The organism is Marinovum sp. 2_MG-2023 (genome assembly GCF_030548265.1).
Lineage (GTDB): Bacteria > Pseudomonadota > Alphaproteobacteria > Rhodobacterales > Rhodobacteraceae > Marinovum.
Map to the genome: position 1 here is coordinate 61,623 of NZ_JAUOSD010000015.1, position 12,170 is coordinate 73,792.

Annotated in this window: 10 protein-coding genes and 1 tRNA gene; 4 read left to right on the forward strand and 7 right to left on the reverse strand. The window is 59.7% G+C overall.

What is annotated here, in order from left to right:
- Positions 1-141 precede the first annotated feature (141 nt).
- On the forward strand, positions 142-1,311 hold the full coding sequence (locus Q4577_RS16375) for a pyridoxal phosphate-dependent aminotransferase (protein ID WP_303467553.1): 1,170 nt from the start codon (positions 142-144) through the stop codon (positions 1,309-1,311).
- A 44-nt stretch (positions 1,312-1,355) separates the two neighbouring features.
- Here the strand turns inward: Q4577_RS16375 and ltnD are convergent, their stop codons facing one another.
- Genes ltnD through Q4577_RS16390 form a run of 3 tightly spaced genes read right to left on the reverse strand, consistent with a single transcriptional unit; the run spans position 1,356 to position 4,832 of the window.
- On the reverse strand, positions 1,356-2,252 hold the full coding sequence (gene ltnD, locus Q4577_RS16380; protein ID WP_303467551.1) for an L-threonate dehydrogenase: 897 nt from the start codon (positions 2,250-2,252) through the stop codon (positions 1,356-1,358).
- 14 nt (positions 2,253-2,266) lie between these two features.
- Positions 2,267-4,030, reverse strand: coding sequence for a dihydroxyacetone kinase subunit DhaL (gene dhaL, locus Q4577_RS16385; protein ID WP_303467547.1), 1,764 nt, complete (start codon positions 4,028-4,030; stop codon positions 2,267-2,269).
- Between the two features lies 1 nt (position 4,031).
- A complete protein-coding gene (locus Q4577_RS16390; protein ID WP_303467546.1) occupies positions 4,032-4,832 on the reverse strand; it encodes a sugar phosphate isomerase/epimerase in 801 nt (266 codons plus the stop codon).
- 660 nt (positions 4,833-5,492) lie between these two features.
- Here Q4577_RS16390 and Q4577_RS16395 point away from each other — a divergent pair.
- A complete protein-coding gene (locus Q4577_RS16395) occupies positions 5,493-7,172 on the forward strand; it encodes a PAS domain-containing hybrid sensor histidine kinase/response regulator (protein WP_303467545.1) in 1,680 nt (559 codons plus the stop codon).
- Between the two features lie 28 nt (positions 7,173-7,200).
- Here the strand turns inward: Q4577_RS16395 and Q4577_RS16400 are convergent, their stop codons facing one another.
- Positions 7,201-8,517, reverse strand: coding sequence for an ATP-binding protein (locus Q4577_RS16400; protein WP_303467544.1), 1,317 nt, complete (start codon positions 8,515-8,517; stop codon positions 7,201-7,203).
- A 46-nt stretch (positions 8,518-8,563) separates the two neighbouring features.
- On the opposite strand from Q4577_RS16400, the gene Q4577_RS16405 reads away from it, so the two are divergent.
- Both Q4577_RS16405 and Q4577_RS16410 read left to right on the forward strand, forming a co-directional pair.
- Positions 8,564-9,568, forward strand: coding sequence for an MBL fold metallo-hydrolase (locus tag Q4577_RS16405; RefSeq protein ID WP_303467542.1), 1,005 nt, complete (start codon positions 8,564-8,566; stop codon positions 9,566-9,568).
- 80 nt (positions 9,569-9,648) lie between these two features.
- Positions 9,649-9,723, forward strand: a tRNA-Asn gene (locus tag Q4577_RS16410).
- A gap of 125 nt (positions 9,724-9,848) precedes the next feature.
- On the opposite strand, the gene Q4577_RS16415 is transcribed toward Q4577_RS16410, so the two are convergent.
- The 3 genes from Q4577_RS16415 to Q4577_RS16425 all read right to left on the reverse strand — a co-directional run bounded on the left by Q4577_RS16415 (position 9,849) and on the right by Q4577_RS16425 (position 11,951).
- Positions 9,849-10,505: a hypothetical protein gene (locus Q4577_RS16415; protein WP_303467540.1), complete on the reverse strand. Its 657-nt coding sequence runs from the start codon at positions 10,503-10,505 to the stop codon at positions 9,849-9,851.
- A 19-nt stretch (positions 10,506-10,524) separates the two neighbouring features.
- Positions 10,525-11,373 carry an SDR family oxidoreductase gene (locus Q4577_RS16420; protein WP_303467538.1) on the reverse strand — a complete coding sequence of 283 codons (849 nt, stop codon included), beginning with the start codon at positions 11,371-11,373 and terminating at the stop codon, positions 10,525-10,527.
- 218 nt (positions 11,374-11,591) lie between these two features.
- Positions 11,592-11,951 (reverse strand): glycine zipper family protein, encoded by a 360-nt coding sequence (locus Q4577_RS16425; RefSeq protein WP_303467537.1) that lies wholly within the window; start codon positions 11,949-11,951, stop codon positions 11,592-11,594.
- Positions 11,952-12,170 lie beyond the last annotated feature (219 nt).

The following is a 12,170-nucleotide window of genomic DNA, read 5'->3' on the forward strand; positions in this document are numbered from 1 at the left end:
GCGTGATATGGCGGTCTAGCACGCCGGGCCGGAGGCAGATTGTTCCAAAAATGCAAAACACCGTTAGAAAAACTAAACTACTTTGCGGCGCAAAAACCGGGTAGCAAGGGCGCAAACCCCTGAATACCTCGGAGAATTCACATGTCTCAGATGATCTTTGCCGACAGCCTGTCCCGTCTTGGAACGGAAAGCGCCTTCATGGTGTTGGCGCGGGCCCAAAAACTTGCAGCTGAGGGCAAGGACATCATCAACCTTGGCATTGGCCAGCCGGATTTTCAGACACCGGGCCATATTGTCGAGGCCGGGATCAAGGCGTTGCAGGACGGCCATCACGGATATACCCCCGCCAATGGCATTCCCGCCCTGCGCGAAGCGGTGGCCGCGGATCTGGAAAAACGTCACGGTGCGCAGGTCAATCCCGACAATGTGGTGGTGGTGCCGGGTGGCAAGCCGACCATGTTCTTTGCGGTGATGATGTTTGGTCAGGCGGGGACAGAGATCATGTATCCCAACCCCGGCTTTCCGATTTATGAATCGGTGATCAAATATTCCGGCGCGACCCCGGTGCCGATCCGCCTGCGAGAAGAAAACGGTTTTGCCTTTTCCGCTGACGAGGTGCTGGGCCAGATCACCGACAAGACCCGGTTGATCATCATCAATTCGCCCGCCAACCCCACCGGCGGCGTCACCCCGCGCGAAGAAATCGACAAGCTGGTCGCCGGGTTGATGGAACACCCGCATGTGGCGCTGATGTCGGACGAGATCTATTCCCAGATGCTCTATGGCGGGCGCGAACATGTCTCGTTGCTGCAATACCCGGAAATCCGCGACCGGCTGATCCTGTTGGATGGCTGGTCCAAGACCTATGCGATGACCGGCTGGCGGTTGGGTTTTGCGGTCTGGCCGGATGCGGCTGTCGACCACGTGACGCGGCTCTGTATCAATGATCATTCCTGTGTGAATGCCAGCGCTCAATACGCCGGTTTGGCGGCGCTGACCGGTCCGCAGGATGCGGTGCACGACATGGTTGCCCAGTTCGATGCCCGTCGCGAGGTCATTGTGCGTGAATTGAACAGCCTGCCGGGCGTGCGGTGCTCTGATCCCGGGGGGGCGTTCTATGCTTTCCCGAATATCGAGGGCACGGGCATGAATGCAACCGAAGCCCAGAACCTGTTTCTGGATCAGGCCGGGGTGGCGACGGTGGCCGGTACGTCCTTCGGGGCGATGGGCGAAGGCTATGTGCGGTTTTCCTACGCCAATTCCACCGAGAATATCCAAGAGGCCATCGCCCGCATCCGCAAGATCCTGTGATCAGATCCCGGTGACGCGGGCGAACCTGGCGCAAGGGGATGTGATCAGCTTTCCTTGCGCACGGGTTTGCCGGTCATCACCTCATAGGCTTTGACCACAGCGGAATCGTCCAGCTTGCCATGGCCCAGCCCGGATGCACCCAACAGCATCTGATGGGCTGCGGCACTAAGGGGCAGGGGCGCGGTGCATTCCTTGCCGGTTTGCAGCACAAGGCCGAGATCCTTGATAAAGATGTCGACCATCGACCGGGGGGTGTAATCGCCGTCCAGCATATGCGGCACCCGGTCTTTGAACATCCAGCTCATGCCGGCCGATCCCGATACGATGTCATAGAGCTTTTGCGCATCACATCCCGCCGCCGCGCCCAGCGCCATCAACTCGGCCGCCGCGACCAGATGCACGCCCGCCGCCAATTGGTGCACAACCTTATAGGTCGCGCCAAGGCCGGGTTCATCGCCCAGATGGTGCACCGTGCCGGCCATGGCCGCCAGCATCCGGTCGGCGGCTTCAAACGCGCTGGGGGACCCCGACGCCATCACCGACAACGTGCCGGCATCCGCGCCGACCTTGCCGCCCGACACCGGGGCATCCAGCATGTCATATCCCAGATCGCCCAGCTTTGCGGCGATGGCACGGGCTTCGGATGGGGCGACGGTGGAACACAGCATGACGGTCGCGCCGCTGGCAAGCTCTGCCGTGGCACCATTTTCGCCAAACAACACGTCTTCGGCCTGGGCTGCATTGACCACCATCAACACCAGAAGCTCGACCCCGCGCGCGGCCTCGGCAACACTGTCACAGGCAGTGCCACCAAATTCGGCAAAGGCATCGCGCGACGGCGCATAGATGTCATACCCTTTCAGCGCAATGCCCGCCGCCAGCGCGCTGCGGGCCATGCCCATTCCCATTGATCCAAGTCCGATAATGGCGGTGTCACTCATGTCATTCTCCCTGATTATTCGCTTTTGTCCGCCAAAATCGCGTTACGGATTGTATCGCGCAGTGCCACCAACATGACATGTGCCGATGCCGCGCCGGGATCGAGATGTCCGACCGACCTGTCCCCCAGTTTCTTGGACCGGCCTCTGCGGCTCTCTAATGTTTTGGTATGGTCGCGACCGGTCTTGGCGCCGTCAACCGCCGCATCCAGACAGGCACAAAGATCCGCACCCGCCGCCAGTGCCGCCTTGGCATCGTCAACCGCCGGGCCCCAGGCGTCGATCATTGTCTTGTCGCCGCGTGCCGCACCGCCACGTGCCAGAATGCCCTGCAACAGCCCCTCGATCCAGGCGACCATCGCCGCCGCGTCAAGGTTCAGTCGGTCGGTGACATTGGCACCGGCCTGTTGAAATGCGCTGGCATAAAGCGGCCCGGTCGAGGCCCCGACCGCATCCAGAAAGGTCTTGGCCATGGCGTTCGACAGTTCAGTGATCGTGGCATCATCGCTTTCTGCCAGCGTGCGGCGCACGGCGGTCCAGCCGATGTCCATCGTCACGCCATGATCGCCATCGCCAATCACGCCATCCAATTCCGAAAGCCAGTCGCGGTTGGCAGAAATCGCATCCGCCATCGCCAACATGGCCTGAACAAAGACCGCCGGGGTCACCGGTCCATCGGGGTTCAGATCCGCGCGGTCGATGTGCACGGTCTGTGTCGCCACTTGGGCGGACCTGCGGGTCAACCCGCCCCTTGGGGCCATCTCGCCCCCAAGGGTCAGCGCCAGCGTATGGCAGGGCGCATCCATCAACGCCTGCAACTCATCATCCAGTTTCATCAGCGATACCGACGCCCCGGCCATTTCCAGCGAGGTGGCATATTCCCCGACCCAGGTCTTGTGCACCTCGATCCCCAGATCGGCCAGCCGTTTCGCGACCCGGTTATTGACGATAAACAGCTCCAACTGTCCGGTCGCACCAAGGCCGTTCACCAGCACCGCCACCCGGTCCCCCCGCGCCAGCCCCAGATCCGCAAGGATCGGATCCAACAGCGCATCGGTCACGTCATCCGCCTGTCCCAGCTTTTCGCGCCGCATGCCCGGCTCGCCATGGATGCCCATGCCGATCTCCATCTCATCCGCGCCAATGTCGAAATTCAACTTGCCGGTCTGGGGCAGGGAGCAAGCGGTCAGCGCCACGCCCATGGTCCGGGTATTGGCCAGCGCATGGCGCGCTGCGGCCTCGCATCCAGCCAGATCGCGACCCTCTTCGGCGGCGGCCCCGGCCACTTTGAACACAAAGAAATTGCCAGCCACACCGCGCCGTTCGGCGGCCCGGTCCTTTGGCGCGCTGGCGACATCATCATTCACTGCAATGGAGCGCGCCGGGGTGCCGGCGGCCTCGCATTGTTCGGCGGCCATGTCGAAATTCATCACGTCGCCGGTGTAATTGCCATAAAGGAACATCACGCCGGCCCCGCCATCCACCGCGCGCACCGCATCCATGATATGTTCCGGGCTGGGCGAGGCAAAGACATTGCCCACCGCCGCCGCATCCAGCAATCCGCGCCCGACATAGCCGGAAAACAGCGGTTCATGCCCCGATCCGCCGCCGGTGATCAACCCGACCTTGCCATCGCGCGGACCGTTCACCGCCACCACGGCACGGCCAGTTGCGCCTTCGACCTTCAACAGATCGGGATGGGCGGCAACCATGCCGGCAATGGCCTGTGGGATGATGTCTTCGGGATCGTTGATCAGCTTTTTGGTGCGCATCTCGGTCATGTCATCTTCCCTTTATGAATTCGCGGGCGGCCACGACGGTCTGGTCAAGCCAGAGTGTTTCCTCGTCCCGGCGATCCTGTGGCAGCCAATGTTCCAGAATAACGCTCATGTCGGCCGGACACTGCGCCAGCTGATCCAGAATCCACGGGATTGGCGCGCGCCCCTGACCAAGCGGCACACCTTGAATATAGAACCCGACGCCATAGGTGTCGGGGGTGATCACATAATCCTTGAGGTGCAGGTTGATCGTATATGGCGCGAGCAGCTTTATGGTGTCTTCCGGCCATTCACCGGCACAGATCGAATTGGCCACATCCAGACATACACCCAGCGCCGGATGGTCGACCGTATCAATCAGCTCAACCATGCGGGGTGAGGGATAGTTGAAATGGTTTTCAATTGCGATCTTCATCCCCGCTGCCGCCGCATTGTCCAAAAGCGGGCGCAGTTGATCGGCAAGTTCGGGCACCGGCATATGGCTGTCAGCCTCGTCCAGTGCGACCCGCATGATTTTCGCATGCAAACGCTGACCAATGGTCAGGTAACGCCCGACTTCTTCGGCATTGAAACACTGGGTGCCCAATTCAAGAGCGATGCCTTTTGATTGCGCTTGGTCGAACAGGCGATGATGATCCGCCTCGGTCAATTGATCCAAAGGCATGTTGTCGGCATATTGCACAACCTTCAGCCCATAGTCCGCCGCGGCGTTCAATACATCAAAGGCGGTCATCGGGCTGTCGGGATGTTGATCCTTGATGCCAATTGCCCACCGAAAGGCATAGCTGCCCAATCCAAGTTCCATGTGACCTCCTCCTGTCGAACCAGCCGGGTCCATGGCCCGTGTGTTCTGTTTTTTGGCACCTTAGCCATTGCCGCCAGGCCGATAAACCGCGTTCCGCAGACGTGTTGTGAAGAAATTCTTTGCACCTGTGTTCGAATTCTACCTTGGGTCAAAGCTTGCTCTGGGGCGGGAAACCAACCAACCGGGATCTGATCCATCACCGATGGCAAAGATTGCTTTGGGTCGCATTTGATCGCGAATCCGAAACCCGTCGCACCCATTTTTTGCCTATGGGACGCCGGGCGTGTCGACATTGCGTCGCCAGCGCGCGCCGCCGCATTTTGCAACCGCTTGCAAACGCACGCTATTAATTTCTGTAAATTCAGAGTGAATATTCGTAAACTATACCATTGGTAATGTTTGCAGTTCGGTTCGTCAGTTATGCTAGGGTCTCAATTCAATTCAAAACTGCTCTTTGCAGTGCTGCCCTGTATCGGGGTCGCATCTTTGATCGAGTTCGGGCATCAAATCGAATTCCACTTGCCGATACCTTATTTATTGCTGATCGTCAGTGTGGTTTATGCTGGAAACCTGGGTGGACGTCTGGCCGGGCTTTGCGCGGGCGGCCTTGGGGCAATCCTGTTGCTGCATGCCTTTTTCATCGGTCAAGGACCGGCTCCGATGATGTCGTCACTCCTGCATACATTTGCGGCGATGACAGTCTTTATCGGGACTGGTTACGTTGTCGGGCGTACAACCGACCAGCGTGATTTTCATATCGCGCGCCGTCTGGAGACGCAGCGCAATGATCAAGAACAGCCGCTGATCCTGGCCAGTATGATTGCGAAAATGGGCTATTGTATCTGGGATGAAGAAAAGAACAGACCCTTGGTCGTATCCGAACAACACGCCCGCAACCACGGGGCGACGATTGCCGATTTCAAGGGCGATGTATCGGACAAGGGCGTGAAATTCCAAAACATCCATCCCGATGATCGGAATAAAGTCCGCAATTGGACATTGGATTTGCAGGACGGAAATCTGGTGACCACGGAATATCGGGTGCCCGTCGGCGAGACGATGAAATGGGTGCGTGCGGTTGCGCAACCCATTTTGGATGACGACGGCAATCTGACCCGCACGATAACCGCGTCGCTGGATGTGACCGAGCAAAAGATCGCCGAGCGGGTGTTCTCTGAATCGCAACGTCTGGATGCGGTGGGCCGGCTGACTGCGGGCATTGCGCATGATTTCAACAATATACTGACAGTGGTGTCGGGAAACCTCGAAATCGCCCTGCTGGCGGCCGAAGATCTGGGGCAACGGGAATTGCTGACCGCCGCTTTTGAGGCGTCAGATCGCGGGGCGAAGCTGTCCAAACATCTGCTGGCCTTCGGGCGCAACGCCGCGCCCAGCCCGGAGTTGTTGAATGTGAACAACGTGATCGACCGGATGGACGATCTTTTGCGCCGTACCATGCCAACCAATATCCAGATCGAAACCCGGCTTGAGGCAGACCTGCCAAAAATTGAAACCGATCGCACGCAATTGGAAAGCGCGATTTTGAATTTGGCGATCAATGCGCGCGATGCGATGCCCGATGGGGGTACGATTACCCTGGAAACCGACGTCCGTCAGGTTGGGCCGAACTTCGCGCTCAAGGGCAGTGCGACACTGGCGCCGGGCGAATATGTTGTGGTCTCCGTCCACGACAGTGGCACCGGGATCGCGGCGGATATGCTGGATAAGATCTGGGAACCATTCTACACCACCAAGCCAACCGACAAGGGCACGGGCCTTGGGTTGTCGATGGTCCATGGGTTCATGGCGCAATCCGGCGGCCAGACCCGGATTGTCAGCGAAGTCGGGCAGGGCGCCATTGTACATCTCTATTTTCCGCTGACCGCGTCGGCGGCCAGGGAAATTCGCGTATCGCCCCCCATTTTGCCACGGCCCGCCAACAGCGATCAGCGCACTGTGCTTCTGGTCGAAGATCCGCCAAATATGCAAAGCGCGCTGGCGCGCAGGATGTCGGGGCTTGGGATGAACATCGCGCTGGCCCGGGATGCACAGGAGGCGCTGCAGATCCTGCGCCAGTCCGACCGTTACATTGATCTGGTCGTCAGCGACATTCATGTCACCGATGCCCAGGAGGGCGATGATCTGGTTGATCAGATCAATCGCGAATTTCCTGATTTGAAAATACTTCTCATGACCCAGGGCGCGCCGCGCACCGATGGGGCCATTTTGGCAAAGACGACCAATGTCACGCAAATCACCCGACCGATCCGGCATAACGATCTGCCACAGACCATCAACAGAATTCTCTATGGTGCGGGGTCGCCACATACGCTGGCATAGCTGACACAGACAAAGAGGCCGCTGCCCGTCAGCGGGCAATCACGATGTCAGCGCAGAGACCGCCCAGCCGGTCAGATTTTCCCAATCGCAAAACCCCGCCATGCGCACGGGCAATATCGGTGGCAATCGCCAGACCCAGCCCCACACCCGGCGCGCGCGACTGATTGCGGGATTTGTCCAAGCGCACGAAGGCCCGCACCGCGGCGGCCCGCATATCCTCGGGTATTCCGGGGCCGTCATCTTCGACCCGAATGCGCAGCGATTTGTCGGTCAACCGGGCGCTGACCGCGCAATTGGTGCCATATCGTGTTGCGTTTTCGATCAAATTGTCGATGGCCCGGCGGATCGCCACCGGGCGCAACGCAATATGTCCATCGCCCTCGCAAGTGATCAGCGTGACCGGTTTCTCGGCCCGCTGTGCATCCTCGACCGCCTGCTGCACCAGGGCCATCGGATCGGTGGGCGTGGCTTCGCCGGCCTCGGCATTGCCGCGCACGAAATCAAGGAATTCGTCGAGCATACGTTCCATATCGCGAATATCGCGGTTGAGGTCGGCAACCTCGTCTTCGTCCTGCATCGCAAGGCCAAGCTTGAGCCGGGTCAAGGGCGTGCGCAGATCGTGGCTGACCCCGGACAACATCAATGTGCGCTGTTCGATCTGGCGTTCAATTCGGGCCCGCATATCCAAAAAGGCATGTCCCGCCGCCCGCACCTCGACCGCGCCGCCGGGGGAATATGGCACAACGCGCCCTCGGCCAAACGCCTCGGCGGCGCTGGCCAGCCGGGTGATCGGGCGCAATTGGTTGCGCATATAGATAAAGGCGATCGGCGTCATCAACAGCGAAAAGATCACCATATTGACAATCAACTGGTGCGGATTGCTGGCCGAAACGCCTTTTCGATCCAGGCGCAGTTCCAGCACCCCCTGCGGCAGATCCATATAGATCAAGGTATCGCGGTCATTGGGCAGGGAAATGGCAACGACCCCGTCCAGATCGTTGCGCAACTCACGGATCACCACCCGCCCGGACAAATCAAACCAGCGTCGCAAATCGCCGCCGGTGGCCGGCTTTCGCCACGCCAGAGAAAAGTCGAGCGGCAAGGCCAGAGGCATCATCGCGGCAAGCGCCGCGCGCGGGGTGTCATCCGCAGCGGGCTGTGACACAATCAGGCGAATCTCGTCTCGCACCGATCGGGTCAGCTGTTCGGTCACGCCCTGAAAATGCCGCTGAACAAAGATCACCGTAACCACAAGTTGCAGGGTGACAACCGGCAGAACCAGGATAAGCGCGGCACGGCCATAAAGGCTGCGGGGCATGTAACGTTTGAGCCAATGAAACGACATGGCCAAGGCTTAGCGGGTCTGCCCGCATCATAGAAGGAAAACCGGCATGGACAGCCGCGAAAAAGCCGCCGTTGCCGCAGGGACATCTGCCCGGACATCGCCCCAGACACCGACCCAGACACCCGTTCCGGCATCCGGTGGCGTTCCGTCGGATGCCGCGGCCCCATTGCCGGGCGCGCCGATTACGCTGGCACCGGGGCTTGTGCGCATTCTGGCGCCAAATGCGTCGCCGATGACCTATTGGGGCACGAATACCTATCTGTTGGGGCAGGGCGATCTTGCGGTGATTGATCCCGGTCCGAATGACCCGGGTCACCTGGAGGCGATTCTGGCTGCTGTGCCGGACGGGGCGCGGATCAGCCATATCATTGTCACCCACGCCCATCTTGACCATTCACCGCTGGCCCGACCGCTGGCAAATGCCTGCGGCGCGCCGGTGCTGGCCTTTGGCAAAGCGGACGCCGGGCGCAGTGCCGTCATGCAAAGGCTTGCGGCCAGTGGTTTTGCCGGCGGCGGCGAGGGGCTGGACCATGATTTCCGCCCGGATGAGAGTGTCGTCGACGGTCAGGTCATCGCTGGCGATGGCTGGGATCTGCGGGTGCATCATACGCCCGGTCATATGGGCAATCACATCTGTCTGGGCTGGGGGGATGCGCTGTTTTCCGGGGATCATGTGATGGGTTGGGCATCCTCGCTTGTGTCGCCCCCGGATGGTGATCTGAGCGATTTCATGGCGTCCTGCGTGGCGTTGCAGGCCCGCGAATGGCAGGTGTTTTTTCCGGGCCATGGCGCAGCGGTTCCCGATCCGATGGCGCGGCTGAACTGGCTGATCAACCACCGAAAAACCCGCGAAGCTGCAATCCTGCAGGCGCTGACCGATGGTCCGGCCGGTGCATCCGAACTCGCCGCGCGCCTCTATACCGACGTGCCAGCGGCGCTCTTGCCGGCGGCGGCCCGCAATGTCTTTGCTCACCTCATTGATCTCTATGGAAAAAACACAGTTGCGCCGGTCAAAGCCCTCGCATTTGACCAGTCTTTTCGCCTGATTTGACCCGACAGCAAATTTTTCTGCGGTTTTGTGACAAAAGGCTCTGGACGCCGGAATCCGCTGTTGTTATATCGCCCACATGTTCCGGCGTAGCTCAGCGGTAGAGCAGTTGACTGTTAATCAATTGGTCGTAGGTTCGATCCCTACCGCCGGAGCCAAAATCTCTTAACGAGATAATTGGCAAAAAGGCCGCTCGATAGAGCGGCCTTTGTCGTTTCTGAATGTATTCCATTTTGGCGCTATTGGATTCCGATATGCCGGGCCATCGCCGTTTTATGCATCCTCAAGCTGTTCGACGGAAACAGGACCAACCAACGGCAACGAACCAGGCAATTGCGCCGATTCCGAACATGGCTCCGGCGCTGTCGCCGAGGGCGGGAATCACGGTTGCAAGGCCGCTTATTCCGGTGATCAATCCAAGACCAATTGTGACCCGGCCCAGATTTTTGCCAATCAGACCTGTCATGCTGACAAGGCCCACCCAAACGGCCCCCGCGATTTCATTGCCGCCGCCAAGGCCCAGCTCCACCGTGTGCAGAATTTGCCAAAGCTCCGCCGCACGGACCGGATCAACCGGAAAGATATGAGCAGCGCGTTCGATCGCGACATTTGCGATCATACCGGCCCCAAGCACCAGTGCCGCCCAGATCAAGCCAAACGCGCGGCTGACGGCGGCCCACTCTGGTGCATCCTGGCTTTGACGCCGGTGCATCGCCTCGACAAGGACGGTCAGGGCAATGGCGTTCACAACATAGATCACCGTGTTCCAGGTGATCAAAAGCGTCGGTCGCGTGTCAATAAAGGCCACAACGGCGTGTGGATCGACATCAATTGATCCAAACCCCAAGGGCGCCAGGATCAGGACAAGAACAGCAATGCCAAACAGATAGCTGGCGGCACAGATCAGGGCGGCACAGCCGGCAACTCTTTGAAGGGTCATTCGGGATCTCCTTTTTGGTTCAGCTATCGGATGCGTCGGCCCGAAAATGCGCGGCCAGACGGTGGGTTCCGGTTGATGCGGCGGTCATGTTCATCGCCATCGCGGTCAGAAAGAACTGCGCCGGCCCGGCGATTCTGCGCGGCGCAATACGGGGCAGGATGGTCAGGGTCAGGCGGCGCAAAACGTCGGGCAGATGGGTGATCCGCGCCGGGGTGCCCAGGACCTCAAAACACAGCTCTGCAATCTCGTTGTGGGTGAATGTGTCTGGGCCGCCGACGTCACACCATGCCGCACCTTCGGCAATGGCGTCGAAACTTGCCGCCGCGAGGTCGGCACCGTGAATGGGGTTGATCCGTTGCGTGCCGGGGCCAAACAGCCAGACGCGCCCCGATCTGGCCATGGCCAGAAAATCAACCATGTCGGAAAAATACCCGGTGGGCGCAATGACCGTCGATTGCAGCGGCGCTTGCTGCAACTTTCGGACAAAGGCGCTTTTGGCGGCCACCAGCGGCACATGTTCCATGCGGTCGGCATTCAGAACATGGACAAAGGCAAAATGCGGCACCTTGCTGCGCACCGCTTCTTCCAACAGGTTCACATTGGCCTGATAATCAACGTCCCAATATCCGACCCCATCGGCCTGTCGGGTGATGCCAAGCGCGGAGACAACCAAATCAATGTCGGTCATGATCCCGTCAAGGGTTTCTGGCCAGGTTGCCTGTGCTTCGACTATGGCGTCCGCCTGAAGGTTGGTTGCGGCACTTTGTTTGCGCACCAATGCGGTCACATGCCAGCCCCGTTGCAAATATTCGGCACAAAGATGCCTGCCAAGATAGCCGGTCGCACCGGCGATCAAAACGCGTTTCATCTGCGGTCCTCCTTGGCCATCGAGATTTGCTGGCTGTAATCAGAAGCGGTGCCGCGCATCCCGTTGCGATTGCCTGGCTCTGGTCGGGGGGGATTGGTGTTGCGCGGCTTGTCCGAATTTGCGGGCAGCTCTGAACGAGCTGCCCCTTTGAAGAGTTCGTAAATCGCCCATAGCCGGGGCGGTCGGCGCAGAAGCATATGGGCCATTGCGATGCCTTTCTATCCGACAACACGGTGGCCGCGACCACGCATGCATTGCACAACTATTTCTTCCCGGCGTTCGCTGGCGTCACCGGCGCCGGCGGCCCCACCGGCCAATGCGCCAACAATCGCGCCGCCCCATGCGGTACCGTCTTCGTCGACCTCGCCCAACAGTGCACCGGCACCCGCGCCCAGGGCGGCAGCGCCAAGGGTCTCTCGATCCAGCTGCTTTTGGTTGCGGGCCAGGGACTGGCATTCGGCCAAATCCGCCCGATAGGCAGGTGTTTCGCCACCGTCCAGAATGGGCCGGTATTTCGCGCCACTATTCGCACAGCCAGCGGCAACCAATATCAGAGGAAGTATCGTCAGGTATTTCATATCTTTCGTCCTATTCAACAGTCAGGCCGGGCCAGCCCGTGGTGTTCACGGGCTGTGGTCCGGCGGTGTGTCGAACAGGTACAAAACCCATGTGGATGCCGCGACCGGACCGACCGGATAGAACGTCCGAACAAGCTGGATCGCACATGTTGCGAGGTTTTGTCATTTATATCAATGTGTTGATTGTGTCGGTGAAATTCACGCCGCCAGCCGATCCGG